This is a genomic window from Streptomyces sp. NPDC002785, assembly GCF_040295565.1.
Taxonomy (GTDB): domain Bacteria; phylum Actinomycetota; class Actinomycetes; order Streptomycetales; family Streptomycetaceae; genus Streptomyces.
On sequence record NZ_JBEOVN010000006.1, the window covers coordinates 48,344 to 72,456 of the forward strand.

Below are 24,113 nucleotides of genomic sequence, written 5' to 3' on the forward strand. Positions count from 1 at the left end.
CCTCCCCGGCCCGCGGGCCCTTCCCGCAGGAGTTGCGCAGCGCGGCGCCCCGTACTGGAAGGGGAAAGCGGCGGCCGAAAGTATGAGGGGCCGGCCTCCGTCGATGTAACGACCGTGTTGACCGTACGCAATCGCGGACAGAGGCTCGTTACATAGCTGCTCAATACAACTGGTTCTGCCGGGCCTTCGCCTTCGGCACGCCGCCCGGGGGACGGCACCGTGCGTACGACCGCTTTCCCGGCCGGGACCGAATAGGGAGGACGCGTATGTGTGGCATCACCGGCTGGGTCTCCTTCGACAGTGATCTGCGGGCAGCCGAGGACGTCGCGACGCTGGACGCGATGACGGAGACCATGTCCTGCCGGGGCCCCGACGACCGGGGGACCTGGATCGCCGGTCACGTGGGGCTCGGACACCGGCGGCTCGCGATCATCGACCTGCCAGGTGGACGCCAGCCCATGACCGTCGGCACACCCGAGGGGGAAGTCGCCCTCGTCTACTCCGGTGAGGCGTACAACTTCACCGAACTCCGTACCGAACTGGCCGCCCGCGGGCACCGCTTCATCACCGACTCGGACACCGAGGTCGTGCTGCACGGCTATCTGGAGTGGGGCGAGTCCGTCGCCGAACGGCTCAACGGTATGTACGCCTTCGCCCTCTGGGACAGCCGCCAAGACAAGCTCGTCATGATCCGCGACCGGATGGGCGTCAAGCCCTTCTACTACTGGCCGACGCCCGACGGAGTGCTCTTCGGCTCGGAACCCAAGGCCATCCTCGCCAATCCGGTGGCCCGGCCCCGGGTGACTCTCGGCGGGCTCCGGGAGCTCTTCACCCTCGTCAAGAACCCCGGCCACGCCGTATGGGACGGCATGTACGAGGTGGAGCCCGGCGCGGTCGTCACCGTGGACCGCGGCGGCCTGCGCCGGCACGTCTACTGGCAGCTCAAGACCCGTCCGCACCCGGACGACCGGGACACCTCGATCGCCAACGTACGGTCACTGCTCGACGACATCGTGCGCCGACAGCTGGTCTCCGACGTACCCCGCTGCGTCCTGCTCTCCGGCGGCCTCGACTCATCCGCGGTCACTCTGCTCGCCGCCCGGCAGCTCGCCAAGAGCGGCGAGAAGGTCCGCACCTTCGCCGTCGACTTCGTCGGACGCACCGAGAACTTCGTCGCCGACGAACTGCGCACCACCCCCGACACCCCGTTCGTGCACGACGTGGCCGAGCAGGCGGGCACCCTCCACCGCGACATCGTGCTCGACCCGAACACCCTCGCGGACCCCGACGTACGCGCCCGGATGATCCGGGCCCGGGACATCCCCATGGGCCTCGGCGACATGGACGCCTCGCTCTATCTGCTCTTCCAGGCCATCCGCGAACACTCGACCGTCGCGCTGTCCGGCGAGTCGGCCGACGAGGTCTTCGGCGGCTACCTCCAGTTCTTCGACGAGGAGGCCCGCAGCGCCGACACCTTCCCCTGGCTGGTGCGGTTCACCGAGCACTTCGGCGAGGACGCGGGCATGCTCCGCGACGACGTGAACCAGGCCCTCGGCCTGGAGACGTACATCCGCGACAGCTACGACTCCGCCGTCGCCGGCATCGAACGGCTCACCGGCGAGAGCGACTTCGAGTACCGCATGCGCAGGATCTGCCACCTCCACCTGACCCGGTTCGTCCGCATCCTGCTCGACCGCAAGGACCGCGCCAGCATGGCCGTCGGCCTGGAGGTCCGGGTGCCGTTCTGCGACCACCGGCTCGTCGAGTACGTCTACAACACCCCCTGGGCCCTGAAGTCCTTCGACGGCAGGGAGAAGAGCCTGCTGCGCGAGGCGACCGCGGATCTGCTTCCCCGGTCCGTGTACGAGCGGACCAAGACCCCCTATCCGTCGACGCAGGACCCGAAGTACGCCGTCGCCCTCCAGGAGCACGCCCGTGATCTGCTCGCCCGCCCGGACCACCGGGTCTTCGAACTCATCGACCGAGCCCGGCTGCAACGGGTCGTTGACCACGACGCACCCCGGATCACCTCGGCGTCCCGCCGCGGCCTGGAGCGCACCCTGGACCTCGCGACGTGGCTGGACATGTACGGGCCGGAGGTGGACCTCAGCTGAGCGGGCTGCCGTCGGCGCGGCGCGCCCGGAGCCGATGCGGGCAGATCTCAGACCGGGGCCCTCGGCCGGCACCTGAATGATGCTGATCCCCTTGCTGGGCACGCCGCGTGGGTTCGACGCATCGGGTCGCCCAGCAGCGGCCGGACACCATGTGTGGCCCGCCCATGTCACCGTCGCAGGGTGGACACGCACGCCGGGGCGCCTGCGGTGCAGGCGCCCCGGCATCGGTCAGCGGCGGATCTGGTAGGCGCGGGTCACCGTCTGCTCGATGGTGTTGCCATCGGCATCGGTGGCCTGCACGCGCAGCGACACGAAGCCCGCGTTCGCGGGGTTGCCGATCGTGCCGTCGAGGCCGCCGTCGAGGCGGACCTGCCGCCAGTTGGTGCCGTCGTCGTACGAGGCCCACAGCTTCGCCCCGGCGAGCTTCAGACCGTTCAGGCCCTTCGGGTAGCGCACGCCCAGTCCGATGCGGGTGGTGGAGTGCGGCCGGGCGCTGTTGGCCTGGTCGACGTCGAGTCGGTAGTCGACCGACAGGACGGGGAGCAGGGTCAGTCCTTCCTTCCGCTCGGAGTGGAAGCGCCAGTCGGTGCGCACCTCGGTGGAGGTCGTCCAGCCGGGGGTGTCCCGCTTCACGTCGGTGACCACGCGGTATTCGGCGCGCTGTGCCGTCATCGGGAAGGCGACGGGCGCCGAAGGGACGCTGCCGAGGAGCTGGCCGTCCCGGTAGACGGTGGACAGCGCCTTGTCGCTGCCGGCTTCGACGGAGAAGGCCTGGTCCGGCGCGGTGTCGAGCAGACCGCCCGACGCCACCGCACCGACATCTCCCTGCCGGACGGCCGAGTTGGACTGTGCGTCCGGCAGCGCGGTGCGGACCACGGCCTTGTTCCAGTCGCGGTGCACGCGCTGTCCGGCTTTGAGCGTCGAGGTGTTCGTCACCTTCCAGGAGCCGCCCGCCGTCCACACGGGACCTGTCTTCACCGCTTCCCAGGTGGGCACGTCCGCGGAGACGTACTCGGTCCGGGAGCGCGGCAGGACCACCCGGTCGAAGCCGAAGTTCGCCGTCGGCTGCATCGGCGAGCGCATCAGCCGGGCGTATCCGCCTTCGGTGGCCGGCGTCGAGGCGTGGAACGAGGAGTCCACGGTGGCCAGTTCCTTGTCGCGTACCCGGTAGCGCTGGTCGGCGGGGATGCCGCCCTTGCGGTACTTCAGCAGCTCGTAGGAGTACGGGCTCACCGCCGTACCGGAGATCCTGATCTTGGCGCTGCCCAGGGCCGCCAGCTCCTCGCCCTGGGTGCCGGAGAGGGTCATCGCCGGGATCTTGGTGGCCGTCGAGCCCCAGTTGCCTGCGAGCCAGTTCTCGGGGATGTCGTTGTAGATGAGGATGGCGAGCGCACCGGCGCTCGCGGCGTCGTCGACCTGCTCTCTCACCGTGCGCTCGGCACTCCGCTTCACCAGGGCGAGCTTGCCCCGGACGTCCTCGCCGGCCTTCGCCACGCGCAGGACGCGGGTGCCGTCGATCCGTGCGGAGCCCGTCCAGCCCTCGAAGTAGGCCGCGTCCAAGGCCCGGTTGCCGTGCCCGACGAGGCGGGCGTCGAGTGCGGGTGCGCCGAGCGACCAGCCGGCGCGCGATTCGAAGTGCTCGTTCGCGGTCTGCGACGGGACGGAGTACACGGCCGTCTCGCCGTCCAGCCACACCTCGCGGTCGTAGATCACGCCGCTGTCCACGGCCTGGAAGTTCAGACCGACGCGGGCGCGGTTGGTCTCCGTCGGCCGGGAGGTGGTCATGGTGACCGGGCCGGCCTTGGCACCGTCCAGGGTGAAGGTCCGATCGGAGTCGATCATCGTGCCCGGCTGGGCGGCGTAGGTGTACTCCTCCAGCCGGCTCCAGTCGGAGTTGTAGTGGGAGATCTCCGAGATGAAAGCGTGCTCGCCGCGCGGTACCCGCACCACGACGGTCCCGTCCGCTGCGACCGGGTATGTCTCGGGCAGTCCGTAGCGGCCCAGCTGCCAGGCGGTGACCGCGGCGATGCCGCTCGTCGGCTTGCCGTCGCGGTCGAGCACCTTCAGCGTGACGTCGAAGCGCTGTACGTCCCGGCCGAAGCCGACCGCCGTCACTGCCGCCGTCCGCCCGTCGGCGGAGACCGCGGTGACGTGCGCGCCGTGGGATCCGGTCGTCACGCCGACGGTGTTGAGGGTGAGGTCGACCTCGGCGGTGCCGTGCGCCGGCACGGTCACCGAGTCGGCTCCCAGGCTGAGCACTCCGGCCGGCAGTTCCTCGCCCGCGTTCTCGACCTTCAGGGCGAGGGTGACCGGCTGGTCGCCGTCGTTGACGTACTCGATCTTCTTCCCGACCGGGGCGGTGGCGTCCCAGTCCCGCAGTCCGAAGTCGGCCGTGCCGCTGGCCGATACGGGCTGCCGGAGTGCGCGTGCCACGTCCACGCGGCCGGCGCCCTGGGCGTAGACGGAGGTGGCGGCGGTGGTCCTGGCCGTACTGATCAGCCGGCTCTTCAAACGGGCCGGTGTCCAGTCGGGGTGGCGCTGCGCGAGGATCGCGGCGGCGCCGGCCACGTGCGGCGTGGCCATGGAGGTGCCACTCGCGGTGGTGTACGAGCCGTCCACCGGTGTGCCCATCGTCGTGCCGGCGGCGCGGGCGGCGGCGATCCGCGAGCCCGGCGCGGTGATCTCCGGCTTGAGCCCGCCGTTACCGCCTCGTGGGCCCCGGCTGGAGAAGTCGGTGACCGCGTCGGTGGAGTCCACGGCGCCGACCGTCAGGGCCGCGTCGGCGGCTCCGGGTGAGCCGACGGATTTAGCCGCGGGGCCGCTGTTGCCCGCCGCGATGGTGAACAGCACGCCGGTCTGCGCCGTCAGTTCGTTGACCGCCATCGACATGGGGTCGGTGCCGTCGGCGCCTTCCCCGCCGCCCAGGCTCATGGAGATGACCTTCGCCCCCGAGTGCGCGGCCCAGTCCATCCCATCGATGATCGAGGATTCCGAGCCGCTGCCGCCGTCGTCGAGCACCTTGCCCACGATCAGTCCGGCGCCCGGTGCCACGCCCCGGTACTTCCCGCCGGAGGCGGCTCCGCTTCCCAGGATGGTGGAGGCGACGTGGGTGCCGTGGCCGTGGCCGTCGCGCGCCGTCTCGCCGGGGACGAAGCTGCGGCTTTCCACGATGCGGTCGGCGAGGTCGGGGTGGGTGGCGTCGACACCGGTGTCCAGCACCGCGACCTTCACGCCGGTGCCGTCGAAACCGTCCTTCCACGCCTCCGGGGCGCCGATCTGCGGGACGCTCCTGTCGAGGAGCGCCTTGACCCGCCCATCCAGCCAGAGGCGCTGGACGCCGCCCGACAGGCGGGCCTTGGGGGTACCTGCGCGGGCGCTGTCGTCGTCGACGGCCTCCCAGAACGCGGCGCCCTTGCGCTTGTCGGCGCTGACGGCGGCTCCGCGTACGCCGGGGAGTTTCCGAGTGATGCGGGCTCCGCCGGGTGCGGTGTCCTTGGCGCCGGACGCGTAGCGCACGATCAACGGGGTCGACGCGTGGTGGGCATCGTCGTACCCCTGGGCGATGAGCTGAGTGACGTTGAACAGCCGGCCGTCCACCTGGCCGTTGTGCACCAGCGCTTCGACGTCGCGCGGGATCACGTACACATCGGTGCCGACGGTGTACGTCCGCAGCTCGGCCGCACTGCGGTGGAACGGGGTGATGTTGACGGCGAGGGTCTTGCCCGCCCTCGTGGCCACCGTCACCTGGTCTCCGGTGACGAGGGTGACCTTCGCGGTGCGGACTTCCGTTTGGGACGGGGTGGTTACCGCGTCCTCCCCGGTCTTCGGTGCGGGGGTGGCACCGTACACCAGGCCGCCGCCGGCCAGGGTGGTGGCCATGGTGGTCGCCAAGGTGAAGCTGAGCAGTGCGGCTCTTCGCCTGAAACGCATGCTGAACGCTCTCCTTCCGCCGGCAGGGAGGGTTCCACGACCGGCGGGTCAAGCCTCGGCAGGAAGGGGTACCGACGCTACGGCCGCGCCTGACGAAGAAGTGACATGTCCGCTCGCCGCCACTTTGCGCGTATCGAAGTCGGAGGGTCGTCGTGCGTGATAAAGCGGCCATCGTCCAGGTGTGCGGGTGTGGTTAGATCACGCTGTGTCCGGTGGGTGGTACATCGGTTGGGGTGGGTGGGGGTGTCGTGAGAGGCGGACACATGCTGGAGGCCGCGGGGATCGGGGCGGGGGAGGAGCGGGTGTACCGCTTCCTCGTCGGGGTGCGTGAGGCTGATGCCGTGGTGATCGCGCAGCAGCTGGGGCTCGAAGTGGCGCAGGCACACAGGCTGTTGGCCTCGCTCCACGACAAGGGGCTGGTGGGGCGGGTGGCTGTTTCGCCGGCGGGGGGCGCGGTGCGCTATGTACCGGTGGCGCCCGATGCGGCGCTGCGTCCGCTGCTGTTGCGTGGGCATGAGGCGCTGGAGGCGGCGCGGCGGGGGGTGGAGCAGCTCACCGAGGAGTACTGGGCCGGGGGGCGGCGGCATGACGCGGGGCAGCTTGTCGAGGTGATCACGGGGGCGAGTGTGATCCGGCAGCGGCTGCGTCATATGGCGTACGGGGCCAGTGAGATGCGGTGGCTCTGCAAGGCCGGCCATGTGGCCATGCCTGCGGCGGAGAACGTCGAGGAGTGGGAGCTGCTCGCCCGTGGGGTGCGGTACCAGGCCATCTACGAGCGCGCTCTGCTGGAGGAGCCCGGCATGGTCGACAACGTTGCCCGGAGCATCCGCGCGGGTGAGCAGGCGCGGGCTACCGGGACGCTGCCGGTGCGGATGGTGATCGCGGACGGTTCGATCGCCATCTGCCCGCTGATGCACGGCGGTTCGGGCGGTTCGCTGGGTGAGCCGACGGCGGCGGTGGTGCGCGGCAGCAGCCTGCTCGACGCGCTGATCGCACTGTTCGAGAGCCAGTGGGCGGCGGCGTCGCCGCTGCACGTCACGGACTCCGGCGAGCTGGCCGACTTCGGCGGCAGTCCGCGGCCCGGTGCGAACGTCGCCGACGACGAGCGGTATCTGCTGTCCCTGGTCGTCGCCGGGGTCGCGGACAAGGCGATCGCCTCGCAGCTACGGGTCAGTCAGCGCACGGTGCAGCGCCGGATCCAGGTGCTGATGCAGCGCGCCGGCGCCGCGACGCGGACGCAGTTGGTGTGGCAGGCGGCGCGGCGGGGGTGGCTGTCGTGAGAGGGGCGGCTGGGAACGTGACCCTGCGTGTACGGCCTGACGGGAGTGGCCGTGTCCTGACGGGCCGCTGTCCTTGATCGCGCGCGGCGCCGCGCGGAGGGTTCTATCGGTCGCGGATGTCGGGCAGGGGTCTGGCGGAGGCGAACGCGCGGGCCCGTAGCAGGGACAGGGCCAGGGCGGGGGTGATGTGGTGGCGTTGCGCGAGGACTCCGGCGGCGCGGTGGGCCGGATTTCCTCGCCTGGAACGGCCAGCCGTTCACCGAGCACAGCGAACCGACGGTGCCCGGGGAGGGCGACTCCGAGGTGCTGAGGCCGGCGCCGGTGCCGGGCCCGGCGACGGTGTGGTCGGTCGGCCGTGCCGACGGTCCCGAGGACACCTTCGCCCCATGCATCCTGCGATTCGACTCAGTGGTTCGGCTCCGGTGAGCAGCTCTCCCCGCAGCGGGCCGCGCGCGAGACGTGTGCGCGGCCCGGCTCCCCGCCCCTCCTGGTGTGCTCATGCGGGGAGCAGCTCCGTTGTCAGGAGCGACAGGAGTTCTGCTGGTGCGTCGATGAAGCGGTAGTGGCCTCCCTCCAGCAGTTCGAAGCTCGTGTCGCCGCAGGCCGACCAGCCAGTCATGAGGGAGGGCGCAATGCCGGTGTCCTCGGTCCAGCCGATCGCGGTGATGCGCGACGGCAGCCTGACCGGTTCGGGCACGTGGTAGCGCGTGTTCATGTCGACGTCCTTGCGCAGTACGCCCAGGTACAGGGCCAGCAGGCTCGGTTGCAGGGTGCCGCCCAGTTCCGCGACCAGTTCGTGCAGTTCGGTGGCGAGTTCCTCGTCGGTCATGTCCAGGAAGCGGCCGTACGGGCCGTCCTGTGGGGCCACCTCGGACGAGACGAAGAGCCGGGTCGGGGCGGGGTGGCCCCGTTGGGCGAGGCGTACCGCCGTTTCGTACGCCGCCAGAGCGGAGCCGCAATGGCCGAACAGTGCGTAGGGGCGGTCCAGGTAGGGGAGCAGGGCCTCGGCCAGGTCGTCTGCCATTGACTCGTACGTGGCATAGGCCGGTTCGCGCATGCGGTTCTCCCGGCCGGGCAACTGCACCGGGCAGATCTCGACGCCGTCGATCATTGTCGGCCAGCGGCGGTACATGCTCGCGCCGCATCCCGAGTAGGGCAGGCAGAAGAGGCGCGCCGTGGCCGTGGGTGACGGTTCGCGCAGGAACCACTTCTTGCGGGGTGGGGTGGTGAGGGGTGCGGGTGTGTTCATCGCCGGGGGCTTTCTGTGCGGGGCAGCTGGCGGGGCCTTGCGGTGATCGGCAGGTGGACGTAACCCGCGATGATGTTCGAGCGCAGGCGGAGCGGGTCGCCGGCGAGTGCGAAGTCGGTAAACCTGGCCAGCAGTTCCGCGAAGAAGACCCGCAGGGTCACCCGGGCGATTGTGTGCCCGATGCAGTAGTGCGCGCCCACGCCGAACGCGATGTGCTTGTTGGGGGTGCGCCGGATGTCGAAGATGTCCGGGTCGGCGAATACCCTCTCGTCGCGGTTCGCCGAAGCCAGCCACACCACGACCGGGTCCCCCGCCGGGATCCGTACACCTCGAATCTCCACGTCGCGCGTGGTGTGGCGCATGAAGTGCTGGGTGGGCGAAGCCCAGCGCAGCGACTCCTCCACGCCGCTGGTCAGCAGCTCCGGGTGTGCGGCCCAGTCGTCGAAGACCGGCGTCCCGGCGAGCGCGACCATCGCCGCGTTCGGGGGCTGGGCCGTAGTGACGGTCGCGCCGAGCAGCAGGCTGTAGCAGTTGGACACGATCTCGCCGGGTGACAGCGGACGCCCGTCGAACTCCTTGGTCAGCAGCACGCTGATCAGGTCGTCGCCCGGCGAGTGCCGCCGCTGGGTGACGATGTCCTGGAAGTAGGCGAAGAGTTCGCGGTGGGCGGCCCTCAGGGTGGCCTGCGGCCCCGCGGCGAGCTGGAACTCGGGGTCGTCCGCCGCGATGCATGCGTGAGTGAGCCGGATCAGGCGCGGCCAGTCCTGTTCCGGCAGCGCCATCATCGCGCCGATCACCCCCATGGGCAGGGCGGCCATGGCGGTGGCGAAGTCGAACGTGCCGCCGTCCGCCAGGGGGTCGAGGAGGGCGACGACGGTGCGCCGGATCCGCTCCCGGTCGTTCTCCACGGTCTTGATGGACAGCGCCTGTTGTAGCGGGCCGCGCAGCCGGGCGTGGGCGGGAGGATCGGTCACCGCCATCTGCCGTCCGCCGGCCGGGTCGCCCTTGCCGAGGAGATTGAGCAGCGTGCCCTCTTCGGAGGTGAAGGTGTCGTGGTCGCGCAGGACACGGCAGGCCTCGGCGTGGCCGACGATCGACCAGTACCCGATGTCGCGGACCGGCTGCCAGCTCACCGGAGCGTGTTCGCGCAGCCGCCGCCAGGCCTCGTGCGCCCCGTCTCCCCGGTAGAGGTCGGGGTCGATCAGATCGACCTGCTGCGGCGCGGAGACCGGGCACTGCCTGCTGGAAGGGACCGTCGTCATCGGGGCTGTTCCTCCAGCTGCTCGACGAGTGCCGTGGCGAACTCGGCCACGGTGGGGGAGAAGAACAGGGTCTGCGCGGGAACGTCCACGCCGAACTCCCGTTGCACGGCGACCAGTAGCTCGGTGGCCAGCAGCGAGTGGCCGCCGAGGTCGAAGAAGTCGTCCTCGATCCCGATCGGCTCGACTCCCAGGAGCTCGCCCCACAGCTCGCTCAGCCGCAACTGCACCGTCGTGAGCGGTGCGACGAACTCATTGCCCACATTGCGGGGCACCCGGGTGGCAGTCGGCAGGGCCCGTCGGTCGACCTTGCCATTGCGGTTCAGGGGCAGCTCGGAGCGGATCAGGATCGCCCAGGGGACGAGGTACGTGGGCAGCTTCTCCCTTAGGTCCAGGCGCAGTTGGCGGCCGAGGCCGATCGCGTTGCCCGGATCCGGATCGGTCGGCACGACATAGGCGAGGAGCCTGGTGCCACCGGCCGGGTCGGCCTGCGGCAGCACGACCGCGTGCCGCACCCCGGCCATGTGCTCCAGTTCGACCTCGACGGCGCGCGGCTCGGCGCGATAGCCCTGCACCTTGACCTGCTCGTCCGCGCGCCCGACGAACTCCAGCGTGCCGTCCGGTGTCCAGCGCACCAGATCGCCGGTCCGGTACATCCTGGCCCCCGGCTCGGTCGCGAACGGGTCCGGGACGAACCGTTCGGCGGTCGCGGCGGGGCGGTGCAGATAGCAGCGCGAGAGTCCGGCGCCCGCCGCGTACAACTCGCCGCATTCGCCCATGGGCACCGGGCGGAGGCTGCCGTCCAGCACGGCGACCCTGGTGCCGCTGATCGGGTGGCCGATCGGCACACTCTGCCCGGCCGCGAGGGTGCTGCTGGTCCAGCAGGTGGTGTACGTGGTGTTCTCGGTCGGCCCGTAGCCGTTGGTGAAGACCAGCTGCGGGTACGCGGCCAGCAGCCGCCCCACATGGCTCGGCGATGCCACGTCGCCACCGGTGAGGACGTGGCGTACGCCGGCGAACGCGTCCAGCCGGGAGCCCGCCATCTGATGGAAGAGCCCGGTCGTCAGCAGGAGCACGGTCACGCCCTCGGTGCGGACCGTCTCCGCCACCTGCTCCAGCGTGATCGCGACCTGGGGGAAGACGACCAGGCGGCAGCCATTGGCCAGGGCGGCCCAGATCTCCAGCGTGGACGCGTCGAACGCGACCGGCGCGATGTGGAAGAAGACGTCCTCGGACCGGACCTCCATCCAGTCCGCGCCCCGCACGAGGCGGTCGACCGCCCGGTGCGGCACGGCGACGCCCTTGGGCTCTCCAGTGGAACCCGAGGTATAACTGACGTAGGCGAGCCGGTCCGGGTGGCCGGGGAGCGGCGGAACCGTCGGCCCGGTGGTGGGCCGCGGTGCTGCGGCGTCTTCCGACACCGTGGTGATTCCGTCGGGAACCCGGTCCCGGAGCGCATCGTCGACGATCACCATGGCGACGTCGGCATCCTTGAGCAGCGACTCCCTTCGGCCCGGCGGGTCGTCCGGTTCGAGTCCGAGGTACGCGCCGCCCGCGATGAGCACGGCGAGCAGAGCCACGATCAGTTCCGGGGACCGTGGCATCAGCACGCCGACCACGTCCTCCTGCGCCAGTCCGGCGGCCCGCAGCCGCTCGGCGAGGCCCTGGGCGCGGGTGATCAGTTGCTGATACGTGAGGGTCTGGCCGTCGCAGGTCACCGCAGGTGCGTGGGGGGCCCGCTCCGCCTGTTCGGCGACGAGCTCATGAAGGGGCCGTGCGGTGAACGGCGGCTCTCCACTGCCGATGAACCCGGGAACGTCGGTGGTGTCTGTGGTCGAGGCCGTCTTGGTCAACTGTTTTCCGCTTTCGTGTCCTGGAGTGTTGCCGTGGGGGCCAGACGGACCCATGTCGCCGTCGAGCGGGCCAGTTCGGTTCCGTCGCGGTTAAAGAGTGCGGTGGCGCAGGTGTGGACCCGGCCTTCGCCGGGGACGCCGCGTCCCACCGCGACCACGGCTTCGCCGACGCGGGGAAGCGCGGTGATCCGGGCCGACATCCGGCCGAGCACCAGCGGGCTGCGCAGCGGGTCGAGCGTCCATCCCCCCGGGCAGTCCAGTGCCGCCCAGACCAGCTCCTCGGCGACGGTGCCGGTCCCGTCGTCGGTGGTGGCGTCCGGCGTCCAGAGACAGGCGACGTGATCGTCCATGCCCGGCACCGGGCCCGGGGCCAGCCGCAGGCCGTCCGGATGTTCGGGACCGCACACGAAACAGGTGGGGAAGGGGTGGGCGCCGCCCTGCCCCTCGTACCGGAGCCCGGCCTGCTCCGCGAGTTCCGGGGCGATCGCTCCTGGAGTGTCGGCGCCGGCCGCCTGGGGCGAGGCGGTTGCGACGACAACGTCGTCGTGCCAGACGTGGACCCGCCGGCCGGCCCGGGTCAGCCGCAGGTCGGTGTCCAGCGGTGGAGGGAGGTGCAGCTGGACCACGAGGTCTCTCTCGGACTCCAGCATCCCTCTCGCGCGCTGCGCGACGAGACCGGAGACATAGCCGCCGTTGGCGCTGTTCGGCGGGCCGTTGTAGCGACGGCCGACAAGGATCGTCTTGGCACGGCTCGTTTCGGCACAGGTCGTTTCGGCACGGCTCGCGCGGTGCGGGGTGTCATCGAGTGCGTTCACCGGCTCAGACCGCCGGGACGAAGAAGAAGGTGTCCCGGGACGCGATGCGGCCCTGGCTCGCCATGCGGAAGAAGTCCGCGAACCGCAGCTCGACCTGATCGCCGTTGTGCAGTACACCGCTGAACAGACCGTGGACGGCGATCTCGTCGTCCGCCGTGACCACGGTGGACAGGGTGTGCACGCCTTTGCGGATCACCCGCTGCTCTCGGTAGAAGCGCTCCAACTCGGCGTGCCCGACCAGAGGTTGATAGCCGGGACGACGGTAGTGCGCGTCCGGGGTGAACAGGTCGACCAGTGCTGGTATGTCTCCGGCGTCGACGAGTTCGTAGTAGCGGCGTATTCGGGATACCCCGAGCGCGGCAGTCGTCTGGACCATTACGAGACACTCCCTGTGATCTCTGTCTGAGCGGTGGACCGCCGTGCGGGACCCGGCACCGCCAGGGCCTCGGGGGCGTCGGCGACCGATTCGGCCAGGCGGGCAGGTGTACGTGCGTCGAAGAGCGCGCCCAGCGTGAGTTCGCGGCCGAACCTCACCCGCACCCGGTTGATCAGCCGCGTCGCGAGAAGCGAGTTCCCGCCGAGCGCGAAGAAACTGTCGTGGACGTTCACCGCGGGCAGTCCGAGCACCTCGGCGAACAGTGCGCACATGTCCTGCTCCGCCGGGCTGCCGGGCGCCGGCCCGGACGGGACCGGAGCCGACTCCGGTACGGGCAGAGCGGATCGGTCGATCTTTCCCCGAGGCGTCAGGGGGAAGGCGTCCACGGCGACGATCGCCGCGGGCACCATGTAGTCGGGCAGCATCGCCCCGGCGTGCTCGCGCAGCGAATTCACATCGAGCCCCGGGGCCCCGGCCGGCACCACGTAGCCGATCAGCCGCTTCGCGCCCGACGCGTCGTCCCCGCTCGCGAGCACCGTCGCCTGGGCGACATCGGGATGCCCGGCGAGCACCGCCTCGATCTCGCCCAACTCGATCCTGAATCCCCGGAGTTTGACCTGCTCGTCGACCCGTCCGAGGAATTCGAGGTCGCCGTCGGCGTTCCAGCGCACCACATCGCCCGTGCCGTACATCCGGTCACCCGGCTCACCGAACGGGCACGGCACGAAGTGCCGGGCGGTCCACCCGGGCCGGTTCAGATACCCGCGTGCCATGCCTGCCCCGGCGACGTACAGCTCGCCGGCCACACCCGGCGGCACCGGCGACAGCGACTCGTCCAGTACGTACACCCGCCTGTTGTTCATGGGGCGGCCGATCGGTACGACATCGGGCACGGGCCGACCCGGGCGCAGCACCGTGCGCGTGGTGAACGTCGTGGCCTCGGTCGGTCCGTACCCGGCGACGACCACGGAGTCGGGGCACCGGTCGAGCACGCGCCGGACCGCTTCGGCCGGGACGACGTCGCCGCCGGTCCACACCTGACCGACACCCGCCAGGGCTTCGGGGGACTCGTCCGCGAGCACCCGGAACAGCCCGGCTGTCAGCCACAGTGCGCTGACCCGGCCTTCGACGATGAGGCGCCGGTACACCGCGAGGTCCAGGTCACCTGGCTGAGCCAGGACCACCTGGCCGCCGTTGAGCAGCGGCACCCACCACTCGTACGTCGACGCGTCGAAGGCGTGCGGGGAGTGCGCGAGCACCCGTGGCGGACTGTCGCCCTGCCAGCAGTGGTCCGAGGTCATGCCGAGGATGTTGCGGTGGCTGAGGGCCACGCCCTTCGGCGTGCCCGTGGAACCCGAGGTGTACAGCACGCACGCCAGATGATCCGGATGCAGCGGTACGCAAGGGTCGCCGGTCGGCTCGTCGGGGAGGTCGGCCGCGGCGGCGTCGACGACCAGGTCCGTCACACCGTCGGTGAGTTCATGGTCCTCGGTGGCCCGATGGGTGAGCAGCACCGTGGCACCGGTCTCGGCCATGACGTGACGCAGCCGGGTCGCGGGGGAACGCGTGTCCAGGGGGACGTAGGCGCCTCCGGCCTTGCTGATCGCCAGGACCGACACGACCACGTCGACCGAGCGTTCCATGAGTACGGCGACCTTGTGCTCGCTGCCCACCCCCGACGCGATGAGCCGGTGCGCCAGTCGATTGGAGCGTACGTCCAGCTCCTCGTACGACAGGGTGGTGTCACCGAGGACCACGGCCACCGCATCGGGTGTGCGGGCCACTCGCGCGGCGAAGGCTTCGGGCACCGTCATCGACGGGAACGGGCGCGCGGTGTCGTTCCACTCCACGACCGTCCGCTGCCGTTCCTCGGGGGTGAGGACGTCGTGGCTGCCGAGCGGCTGGTCGGGGGCAGCGGCGACGGCCTTCAGGAAGTGCAGAAACCGCCGCTGGTGCGCGCCGAGTTCGTCCTCGGAGTAGAGCGCCGGGTTCGCGTCGAGGTCGATGCGCGGCTCGGTGCCGTCGGACCGGTCGTAGACGGAGATGGACAGGTCCTCGACCGGCCCGTTGGAGAGGTTGTGCGCCGTGGCGCGGACGCCGGCGAACTCCAGGCGGTAGTAGAAGGACATGATGTTGGCGACGGGGCCGAACGTGACCTGCTGCGGCTCGTCGGGGCCCAGGTCTCTGCGGAGGTCCTCGCCCCGGTAGCGCTGGTGCTGCCGCAACGCGCCCACTTCATCGGCCACGTGACGGACGAGTGCGGACAGCCCCTGTTCGCAATGCACGTGGAGCCGCAGCGGTACCACGTTCGCCACCATTCCGGGGACGGCCAGCTCGGCGGACTCGGTGCGCCCCGTCACGGGCATGCTCAGCACGACGTGACGCTTGCCGGTGAGGCGGTGGAGGTACGCGGCGACCGTCGCGATCACCGCGGTGGGCCAGGTCGCACCGGAGCGCTGCGCGGCGCTGCGCAGCGCGGCCAGGGTGGGACCGGGGAGGCTGCTCGTACGACGGAGGAAGGTGCCCGATGCCGCGGCTGAGCGGCCCGCCAAACTGACCGGATCTGGTCGGTCGGCCAGCCGGTCCTTCCAGAACTCCCGGTCCCGTGCGCGTTGTCCGGAGTCGAGGTAGTCCGCGTCGTGGGAGAGGAGGGTGTCCAGGGGACCGAAGGCGGGGCCTCGGCGAGGGGTGCCCTCGACCAGCCCGGTGTACGTCTTGGCCATGCGCCGCGCGATGAGCGACATGCTGAAGCCGTCCACCACGATGTGGTGGACACGCTGGTACCACAGGAAGCGGTCCGGTGCGATCTTGAACAGGGCCTGGCAGAACAGCGGACCGCGGGTGAGGTCGACCGGGGTGGCCAGCTCCTCCCGCATCCACGCCTCGGCCGCCGCGTGCGCGTCGGGTTCCGAGCTGAGGTCGGCCAGGTGCATCGACCAGTCGAGGGAGGGCTCGACGACCTGCCGGGGGCCGTCCGCGCCCACGCTGAACCGCACGCGCAGCGAGTCGGTCTCGTCCACCACGCTCCGTACCGCACGCTCGAACAGGTCCATGTCGACCGGGCCGGGGATGTCGAGATACTCGCCCGTGTTGTACGCCGGGCTCCCCAAGTCCAGGTGGTGGGCGAACCAGATTCCCGACTGTGCTGACGTCAACGGCAGGTCGGCACGGGTGTGAGGAAGATCGGCACTCATGTCGCGGCTCTCCTGGAGGGGGCGAGGATCGACGAGAGGGTCTTGGCGAAGGAGGCGACGTGCGGCGCCGACAGCATGTCGAAGTGGTTGCCGGGCACGTCGAAGACGCTCAGCCCGCCGTCGGTGTGCTGCTGCCACAGTGCGGGAACCACCTTGGGGTTGCGCCGCGCCAGATGGCCGTCGGCGCTCACGAAGAGGTGGATCGGCGTACGCAGCCGCGCTGTCGAGCGGTAGCGCGGGACGGCGTCACCGTTCGCGGCGAAGACGCGCTCCATGCGGCGCAGGAGTTCGGACCGTCCATGTGCGGGGAGTCGATCCGGGCCGGAGCCGAGCCCGAACGGAGCCTTCTCGTTCCCGGCACGGTCGCCCCGCGGTGATCCCGGCGCCCCGATGTCGATGATCCCGAGGAACTCCGGTGCCTGGCCCTCGTTCTCCAGCAGCCGGGCCATCTCGAAGGCGACGAGCCCACCGAAGGACCACCCCGTCAGCAGATACGGGCCGTGCGGCGCCACGCTCCGCATCTCGCGGAGGTAGCGCTCCGCCTGCTCCTCGACGGTAGCGAGCGGCTGCTCGTCGGTGTCGTAGCCGACGGCCTCGATGCCGAAGACCGGCCGGTCCGCGTCGAGGAGTCGCGTCAGCGGGAGGTACCCGGACACGTCACCGCTCTGCGGATGCACCAGGAACAGCGGTGCCTGCCGTCCATCACCTTCCACCAGGGGAACCACGAGCTGCCGCAGTGCGGCCGGTGCGGCCGGCAGCTCCGCGCACAGGCCCTCGACGGTGGGGTGGCGGAACACCGTGTTGAGCGGTACGCGCACCCCCAGCTCCCGGCGAATCTCCTCCATGAGCTCGACCGCCCTGAGCGAATGCCCGCCCAGATCGAAGAAGTTGTCCCGCACGCCGACCGCCCAGGAGCCCAGCACGCGCTGCCAGATCCTGGTCATCCGGAGTTCCAGTACGTCCCGCGGGGGCAGCACCGGGGCACCGTGATCCCGGCGGGCGGGGGCGGGCAGGGCCCCGCGGTTCACCTTTCCGTTCGTGGTCAGCGGAACCCGGTCCAGCGCCGTCAAGGTCGCGGGGACCATGAACTCGGGGAGGGTCTCGCGCAGGGCGTGCCGGAGTGCGGCCAGATCTCCTTCGCCGTCCTGCCAGACCACGTAGCCCGCCAGCTCGGCATCGGTTCCGGTGCCGCGTACGGTGACCACGGCCCTGGCGACACCGGGCCGTGCGCACAACGCGGCCTCGATCTCCCCGAGTTCGATGCGGTACCCCCGCACCTTCACCTGCTCGTCGGTGCGGCCGAGGAAGACGAGGCTGCCGTCCGGCAGGTACCGGGCCAGGTCTCCGGTCCGGTACAGCCGTCCGCCACCGCCGTACGGATCGGGTACGAAGCGCTCGGCGGTCAGCCCCGGCCGGTTGGCGTATCCCCGGGTGACCCCGACGCCCCCGATGTGGATCTCGCCGGGAACACCGACCGGCACCGGGTTCCCCGCCCGGTCCAGCAGGTGGACCCGGAGGTTGCCGAGCGGGCGGCCGATCGGGACGGAGGCGCCGGGCCGGTCGAGGTCCCGCTCGGCGTCCACGCGGTGGGTGACGCAGCCGACGGACGCCTCGGTGGGGCCGTAGCCGTTCCACAGGGTCGACACCACGCCGAGCAGGCGACGGGCCAGCTGGGGCTGGAGCGCCTCGCCCACGCAGATCGCCTGGAACCGGCCGCCCTGCCAGCCGCTGTCGAGCAGCAGGAGCCAGGTGGCCGGGGTGGCCATGAGGGTGGTGACGCCGAACCGGCGCATCATCTCCGCGAGCCGTGGCCCGTCGACGGCGACCTCCGGCGGGGCGATCACCACGCTCGCGCCCCGGGCCAGGGGCATGAAGACCTGGGGGACGAGGACGTCGAAGGAGATCGAGGCCACCGAGGCAACGACGTCGGTCTGGTCGAGGCCGAGCTGACGGCCGCGTACCACCAGATAGTTGACGACGCCCTCGTGAGGCACCAGCACGGCCTTGGGGCGGCCCGTCGAGCCCGAGGTGTAGATCGAGTACGCGAGGTTGGCCGGTGTCGCGAGGGCCGGCAGCGGCTCGTCGGACCTCGCCGCGATCAGCTCCGCCTCGGTGTCCGTCCGCACCACGGCGGCGCCGGTCTCCGGGAGCCGGTCGGCCGGCGACCGCTGCGTGATCAGCAGCGGCACCTCGGCGTCGGCGAGCATGAACGCCAGGCGCTGCTCCGGGAGGTCGGGGTCCAGCGGCAGATAGGCGGCGCCCGACTTGAGTACGGCCAGCAGGGCCACGACCAGGTCCACCGACCGGGGCAGGCACACACCGACGAGGCGCTCTGGGCCCGCCCCCCGGTCGCGCAGATGGCGGGCCAGCCGGTTGGCGCGGCGGTCGAGTTCCCCGTAGGTGAGCCACTGGTCACCGCAGTGCACCGCCGCCGCTTCGGGGGTACGCCTCGCGTGGTGCTCGACCAGCTCGTGCAGGCACAGCTCCGAGGGGACCGGCTCGGCGGTGTCGTGGGCCGCCGCCCGCACGTCTCGGCGCTCGGCTTCGGTGAGCAGCTCCAACCGCGAGAGAGGGAGTTCCGGATCGCCCGCCGCGCTGTCGAGGAGGCGCAGGTAGTGGCCGACCAGGCGCTCGACGGTCGAGCGGTCGAAAAGGTCGTGGTCGAACGCGACAGTGCCGGTGGTGCCCGTCGGCCGCTCGGCCACCACCAGGCTGAGGTCGACCTTGGCGGTGCCGTTGTCGAGGTCGATCTGCTCGACCTCCACCCCGGGCAACCGCGGTCCGGCGGCGCTGCCGGACAGGCCCGCGAACAGCACCTGGAACAGCGGGTTGCGGTCGAGTCCGCGATCCGGCCGCAGTTCCTGGACGAGCCGTTCGAACGGGACGTCCTGATGCGCATAGGCGTCGACCGCGGTGCGTCGGACCCGGCCGAGCAGTTCGGCGAAGCCGGGGTCGCCCGACAGGTCGGTTCTGACGACCAGGGTGTTGATGAACGCGCCGACCAGCCCTTCGAGTTCGGGGCGGATCCGGCCCGCGACCGGCGTGCCGACCGCCACGTCGTGCTGTCCGCTGTAGCGGGCGAGCAGTGCCTGGAACGCGGCGAGCAGCGTCATGAACAGGGTGGTACCGTGCCGCTTCCCCAGCAACCGCAGCCGGTCCACCAGTTCGTCCGGGACGGCGAAGGTGATCCGCTCGCCGTGTCCCGAGCGGACCGGGCCGCGCGGGCGGTCGGTCGGCAGGTCCAGCGTGGCCACGTCCGCGAGCTGCTCGCGCCAGTAGTCGAGCGGTGCCCGCAACCGCTCGCCGGTGAGCCGCTCACGCTGCCAGTGGGCGAAGTCCGCGTACTGGATCACCGGCGCGGGCAGCTCGTGCTCCCGGCCCTCCAGTCGGCCTCGGTACATCGCGGAGAGGTCGTCCCACAGCAGAGGCATCGACCATCCGTCGACCGCGATGTGATGGATGACGACCACCAGGAGGTGGTCGTTCTCGTCGATCCGGAACAGTGTCGCGCGCAGCAGCGGGGCGCGGGTCAGGTCGAACGGGCGCCGGATCTCGGTGTGGGCGAGTGCGAGGGCTCGCCGGGTCCGGTCTTCCTCGGGATTCCCCCCGGCATCGACTCGTAGGTCGACGTGGGCCAGTGCGCAGGGTGCCGCCGGTGAGACCGAGGGCTCGGGACGCCCGTCCCGTTCGGTGAAGACCGTACGCAGCACCTCGTGACGGCGTATCAGATCCGAGAGGCCGTGCCCGAGTGCGGCCGCGTCGAGGGGGCCGCGCAGCCGGAAGACCTCATGGACATTGTAGAGGGCGGGGCCTTCGGACAGGTGCTCGATCAGCCACATGCGTTCCTGGGTGTACGAAGCCGTCTGCGCGCCCTCGGGGCGGGGTGGCACCCCGGACGCCGTGCCACCGGCGACGGTGTTGCGGCGGGCGGCGCGGATGCGCTGGTCGAGCAGGGCCCGGGTGGTGGCGACCGGGCCGGGGCCCGGTGGTACGTCCGGTTCGGGTTCGGGGCGATCGGGGTGCTGCTTCATGGCTGTTGGTCCTCTCCGGCGGGAAGCAGGTCCGGGTGGGAGTGGGTGCTGTCGAGGTCTGCCAGCAGCGCCGCTTCGATGCCCTGGGCCAGTTCCGCGACGGTGGGGTGGTAGAACAGCAGAGGGAGCGGCAGTTCGAGGTCGAGCGCCCGGCTGAGCCGGGACATGACCTTCGCCGCGACCAGCGAGTGTCCGCCCAGCGCGAAGAAGTCGTCGTGCACACCGCTCGGGGCGACGTCCAGCACCTCGGCCCAGACCTCCATGACGAGCAGCTCGGTCTCGGTGGGCTGCCCGTCGGCCGACGGGCCCTGACCGCCGTCCGGCTGGGGCGCGGGGCCGGACCGGCTTGCTCGCGGGGCCAGATGCGCTGCCCAGGCCGAGGTCGGCCGCTCGGGACTGCCGACGAGCAGACCGGCCAGTTCCCGATAGTCCCTGGCAAGGCGCTCCATGGTGCTGCGGTCGAAGAGGTCGGCGGCATAGCGGAGCACACCGGTGAAGTGATCACCACGGTCGGTGAGGGAGACCTCGACGTCGAACTTGACGATCTCGTACGGGACGTGCTGCGTACTCACTTCGAGACCGGGCAGTCCGGACGGGAGCGCGGGCGGCCCCTCCACTTGGAACATGACGGTGAACAGGGGGTGCTGACCGAGATCGCGTTCCGGGCGCAGCTCCTCCACCAGGCGCTCGAAGGGCACGTCCTGGTGGGCGTAGGCGTCCACCGCGCACTGGCGCACCCGGCCGAGGGCCTCGGAGAAGCTGGGGTCGCCCGCCAGGTCGGTCCGCAGGACCAGGGTGTTGACGAAGAACCCGATCAGCGGCTCCACCTCGATGCGGGTCCGTCCGGAGATCGGGGTTCCCACCGGCACATCGGGCCGGTCCGAGTGGTGCGCGAGCAGCACCTGGAACGCGGCCAGCAGCGTCATGAACGGGGTCACTTCATGGGTGCGCCCCAGTGCCCGTATCCGATCGGTGAGCTCCGCCGGGAACTCGATGTCGACCTGATCTCCGCGCCCCGACCACAGTGCGGGGCGGGGCCGGTCCGTCGGGAACGACGACGAGCCCTGCCCCGCCAGCCGTTCCCGCCAGTAGTCGAGCTGTTCCCGCAGTGTCGTGCCAGTGAGGTGCTTCCGTTGCCAGTCGGCGAAGTCCTCGTACTGGAGGGGGAGTTCCGGCAGGCCGGCCGGTCTGCCGGAGACGGCGGCCCGGTACGCGGCGGAGAACTCCTGCCACAGCACCGAAACCGACCAGCCGTCGGCGGCGATGTGGTGGATCACGAGCAGCAGCAAGTGGTCGTCGGCGGCGATACGGATCAGCCTGGCGCGCAGCATCGGCGCCGCGCTGAGATCGAACGGGGTCGCCGCGTCCTGGACCACCAGTTCGTGAGCCTGCTCCTCGGCCTGCGCCACGGGCAGGTCGGCCAGGTCGGTCAGGGTCGGCACGAACGTGTCGACCGGCTCCGTGACCTGGTACGGGATGTCGTCGACCACGACGATCCTGCTGCGTAACACCTCGTGCCTGCACACCACTTCGGTCAGTGCCGACACCAGTGCCCCTTGGTCCAGCGGACCCCGTAGGCGTATCGCGACCGGCACGTTGTGGTCGGGCCGGCCCGGTCGGAGCCGGTCGAGGAACCACAGCCGTTGCTGCGCGAAAGACAACGCTGACAAAGACTCCACGCACCGTTCGGAGGAAGGCATGATGGATTCACCTTTCGCGACATTCGGGAACTCTGCAAAGACATGGAAAGCCCCCGCTGATTCGCTTCGCCGCTAACAGCAAGAACGACGCTAGTCGATGCTCACCCGGCTCGGCAAGATCACGTAGGCGGTCCGACATCAGAAAATCTTTACGTTGCATCCCGGCGGGTTCGATGGTTAGCATCACGTCGTCGAACGCCAACGCGCTGTTCCGGGCCGCGAGTTAAGTGGTCACCCAGGCGCCGGTATCGGGAAGTTCAGGCGTCGGCGCTGGTCGCACACAGTGCTCTCGGCGGGCGAGAACACTGTGCGGGACCAGCGGAAAAGTTTCGGGTCGAATATCATCGGGCAGTATTGCGCGGTAATTCGATGCCGCTCTCAGGGCGATTGCCGACGCCCTTTCAATATGGGTTGCGTTCGAGCCGAATACTTTAGGGAACCCTGTTACAGGCATGCAGGTAAGCCGGCACGCAGGAACTCGGAGAAGTCATGATGCGACAGCAGAACTTAGTGAGTTCCTTTATTTCTCACGCCAGCGACCACCCCGACGATCCGGCGTTGGTCTGGCACGGGGAAGAGACGACCTATCGCGAGCTCCGTGAGTTGGCGGAGCGGGAGCGCGCGCGGCTCACCCGGCTCGCACCGGGTGCGGACGAACCGATCGGCATCCTGGCCGCCAAGTCGCCTGCGGTGATCGCACTGGTGCTCGCCTGTCTGATGGAAAAGTGCCGTTTCCTACTGCTGTCACCCTTGTTGACGGCAGAGACACGGAATCGGTTGTCCGACCAGGCCGGTTGCTTGCACGTGCTGACGCCGCTGAGCCCGCAGACGCCTCCGGCCGAGGGGAACGCATCGGCCGCTCGGACCGCGTCAATGGATCCACCCCCACCGGTGGAGCCTTGCCGGGCCGAACCGGCCGGCGTGTCCTTCATGTTCACCACCTCCGGTTCCACCGGGCAGCCGAAGATCGTGCCGCTGAGCACGGGCGCGGTGGACCGCTTCACCGACTGGGCGGGCGAGCACTTCCGGATCCGCCGGGGAACGACCGTGCTCAACTACGCCCCGCTCAACTTCGACCTGTGCCTGCTGGACATCTGGACCACGCTCAAGAACGGTGGCCGTGTCGTCCTGGTCGACCCCGCGCAGGCCACCGACGGCCGGCACCTCCTCGACCTCATCGCCGACCACGAGGTCCAGATCGTCCAAGCGGTGCCGATGTTCTACCAACTGCTGGCGGACGCGGCCACGCGACGCGGTCAGCGGCTCGACACGGTCGAGCACGCCGTCTTCACCGGAGACAGCATGCCCACCCGCTGCCTCGCCCGACTTCCACAACTGTTCGGCAAGGCGCGGCTCTCCAACATCTACGGCTGCACCGAGACCAACGACAGCTTCCTCCACGAGGTCGATCCCGGCGATCCGATGGACACCCCGGTTCTCCTCGGCAGCCCGCTGCCCGGGGTGCACGCCGTGATCGTCGACGCCGACGGCGAGATCCTCACCGGGCCCGGAACCGGCGAACTCCATGTCGCGACACCGTTCCAGACCGACGGCTACCTCGCACAGGACCCGGACGGCGACAAGGACCACAAGGACCACAAGGACGACAAGTTCGTCACCCACTTCGACGGGCAGCGGGAGCGGCGCTACTTCCGCAGCGGCGACCTGGTGCGCCGCGATCGGGACGGCCGGATCACCCTGGAAGGCCGCAACGACCACCAGGTCAAGGTCCGCGGTGTGCGGGTCAACACCCACGAGGTCGAGCAGGTGCTGCTGAAACACCCGGACGTCGTCGAGGCAGCCGTGCTGCCCGTGCCCGACCTCGTGGCGGGCCGCCTCCTGCACAGCGTCGTCCGCCGCGTACCCGGCAGTGGGCTCAACAGCCTGCACCTGCGCGGACACTGCGCCGAACTGCTGCCCGCCACCGCGATCCCCTCGACCGTGCTGATCGTGGACGACCCCTTGCCGAGGACGTCCACCGGCAAGATCGCCCACGCGCTCGTCGAGAACGCCCACCCCCCGCACGGCCGAACGAAGGAACGCTGACATGCAGCACGACGCGGTTGTCAAGCAATTCATCGTCGAGGAGTTCCTGCCGGACGTCAAAATCAGCGAACTCGCCTCCGACTACGATCTGTTGGCCGGAGGAGTCATCGACAGTCTCGGCCTGCTCAAGACGATGGCCTGGCTGGAGGACAGATTCGACCTGCGCGCCGACGAGATCGACCTCGACCCCGACCACTTCCGCACCGTCAGCGAGATCAGCACGTTCATCGAGCGGGCCCAGCGGCAGCAGACGGAGGCCAAGTAGC

At 70.4% G+C, this 24,113-nt stretch carries 13 protein-coding genes; 4 read left to right on the forward strand and 9 right to left on the reverse strand.

Annotated features, from left to right (window positions below):
- Positions 1-266 precede the first annotated feature (266 nt).
- The gene (gene asnB / locus ABTZ94_RS03275) at positions 267-2,114 is read left to right on the forward strand and encodes an asparagine synthase (glutamine-hydrolyzing) (RefSeq protein ID WP_351196963.1); all 1,848 of its coding nucleotides are present in this window, start codon (positions 267-269) and stop codon (positions 2,112-2,114) included.
- A 228-nt stretch (positions 2,115-2,342) separates the two neighbouring features.
- Here the strand turns inward: asnB and ABTZ94_RS03280 are convergent, their stop codons facing one another.
- Entirely contained in the window at positions 2,343-6,044 is a 3,702-nt protein-coding gene (locus tag ABTZ94_RS03280; RefSeq protein ID WP_351196964.1) for a S8 family serine peptidase, read from the reverse strand.
- 263 nt (positions 6,045-6,307) lie between these two features.
- Between ABTZ94_RS03280 and ABTZ94_RS03285 the strand changes: the two genes are divergently transcribed.
- Positions 6,308-7,324, forward strand: a complete 1,017-nt coding sequence (locus tag ABTZ94_RS03285; protein ID WP_351196966.1) for a helix-turn-helix domain-containing protein — start codon at positions 6,308-6,310, stop codon at positions 7,322-7,324.
- Positions 7,325-7,820: 496 nt separating this feature from the next.
- On the opposite strand, the gene ABTZ94_RS03290 is transcribed toward ABTZ94_RS03285, so the two are convergent.
- From ABTZ94_RS03290 to ABTZ94_RS03325, 8 genes are read right to left on the reverse strand one after another with little or no spacing between them, the layout of a single operon-like run.
- Positions 7,821-8,573, reverse strand: a complete 753-nt coding sequence (locus ABTZ94_RS03290; protein WP_351196968.1) for a thioesterase II family protein — start codon at positions 8,571-8,573, stop codon at positions 7,821-7,823.
- On the reverse strand, positions 8,570-9,835 hold the full coding sequence (locus tag ABTZ94_RS03295; protein WP_351196970.1) for a cytochrome P450: 1,266 nt from the start codon (positions 9,833-9,835) through the stop codon (positions 8,570-8,572). Before ABTZ94_RS03295 ends, ABTZ94_RS03290 begins: the two co-directional genes overlap by 4 nt.
- Complete coding sequence (locus ABTZ94_RS03300; RefSeq protein WP_351196972.1) at positions 9,832-11,685, reverse strand: amino acid adenylation domain-containing protein; 1,854 nt, start codon at positions 11,683-11,685, stop codon at positions 9,832-9,834. Before ABTZ94_RS03300 ends, ABTZ94_RS03295 begins: the two co-directional genes overlap by 4 nt.
- The gene (locus ABTZ94_RS03305; RefSeq protein WP_351196974.1) at positions 11,682-12,500 is read right to left on the reverse strand and encodes a hotdog fold domain-containing protein; all 819 of its coding nucleotides are present in this window, start codon (positions 12,498-12,500) and stop codon (positions 11,682-11,684) included. Before ABTZ94_RS03305 ends, ABTZ94_RS03300 begins: the two co-directional genes overlap by 4 nt.
- 4 nt (positions 12,501-12,504) lie before the next feature.
- Positions 12,505-12,876, reverse strand: coding sequence for a nuclear transport factor 2 family protein (locus ABTZ94_RS03310; protein ID WP_351196976.1), 372 nt, complete (start codon positions 12,874-12,876; stop codon positions 12,505-12,507).
- On the reverse strand, positions 12,876-16,070 hold the full coding sequence (locus ABTZ94_RS03315; RefSeq protein WP_351196978.1) for a non-ribosomal peptide synthetase: 3,195 nt from the start codon (positions 16,068-16,070) through the stop codon (positions 12,876-12,878). Before ABTZ94_RS03315 ends, ABTZ94_RS03310 begins: the two co-directional genes overlap by 1 nt.
- Positions 16,067-20,101 (reverse strand): non-ribosomal peptide synthetase, encoded by a 4,035-nt coding sequence (locus ABTZ94_RS03320; RefSeq protein WP_351196980.1) that lies wholly within the window; start codon positions 20,099-20,101, stop codon positions 16,067-16,069. Before ABTZ94_RS03320 ends, ABTZ94_RS03315 begins: the two co-directional genes overlap by 4 nt.
- On the reverse strand, positions 20,098-21,801 hold the full coding sequence (locus ABTZ94_RS03325) for a condensation domain-containing protein (protein WP_351196982.1): 1,704 nt from the start codon (positions 21,799-21,801) through the stop codon (positions 20,098-20,100). The genes ABTZ94_RS03320 and ABTZ94_RS03325 overlap by 4 nt, the downstream gene beginning before the upstream one ends.
- 489 nt (positions 21,802-22,290) lie before the next feature.
- Between ABTZ94_RS03325 and ABTZ94_RS03330 the strand changes: the two genes are divergently transcribed.
- Positions 22,291-23,847 (forward strand): AMP-binding protein, encoded by a 1,557-nt coding sequence (locus ABTZ94_RS03330; RefSeq protein WP_351196984.1) that lies wholly within the window; start codon positions 22,291-22,293, stop codon positions 23,845-23,847.
- A gap of 1 nt (position 23,848) precedes the next feature.
- Positions 23,849-24,112: an acyl carrier protein gene (locus ABTZ94_RS03335; RefSeq protein WP_351196986.1), complete on the forward strand. Its 264-nt coding sequence runs from the start codon at positions 23,849-23,851 to the stop codon at positions 24,110-24,112.
- Position 24,113: the final 1 nt, after the last annotated feature.

Coding starts and splice junctions, on each gene's coding strand:
- ABTZ94_RS03290 (WP_351196968.1), bottom strand. CDS start 8,573: ATGAACACACCCGCACCCCTCACCACCCCACCCCGCAAGAAGTGGTTC.
- ABTZ94_RS03310 (WP_351196976.1), bottom strand. CDS start 12,876: ATGGTCCAGACGACTGCCGCGCTCGGGGTATCCCGAATACGCCGCTAC.
- ABTZ94_RS03330 (WP_351196984.1), top strand. CDS start 22,291: ATGATGCGACAGCAGAACTTAGTGAGTTCCTTTATTTCTCACGCCAGC.
- ABTZ94_RS03320 (WP_351196980.1), bottom strand. CDS start 20,101: ATGAAGCAGCACCCCGATCGCCCCGAACCCGAACCGGACGTACCACCG.
- ABTZ94_RS03295 (WP_351196970.1), bottom strand. CDS start 9,835: ATGACGACGGTCCCTTCCAGCAGGCAGTGCCCGGTCTCCGCGCCGCAG.
- ABTZ94_RS03285 (WP_351196966.1), top strand. CDS start 6,308: ATGCTGGAGGCCGCGGGGATCGGGGCGGGGGAGGAGCGGGTGTACCGC.
- ABTZ94_RS03335 (WP_351196986.1), top strand. CDS start 23,849: ATGCAGCACGACGCGGTTGTCAAGCAATTCATCGTCGAGGAGTTCCTG.
- ABTZ94_RS03280 (WP_351196964.1), bottom strand. CDS start 6,044: ATGCGTTTCAGGCGAAGAGCCGCACTGCTCAGCTTCACCTTGGCGACC.
- asnB (WP_351196963.1), top strand. CDS start 267: ATGTGTGGCATCACCGGCTGGGTCTCCTTCGACAGTGATCTGCGGGCA.
- ABTZ94_RS03325 (WP_351196982.1), bottom strand. CDS start 21,801: ATGCCTTCCTCCGAACGGTGCGTGGAGTCTTTGTCAGCGTTGTCTTTC.
- ABTZ94_RS03315 (WP_351196978.1), bottom strand. CDS start 16,070: ATGAGTGCCGATCTTCCTCACACCCGTGCCGACCTGCCGTTGACGTCA.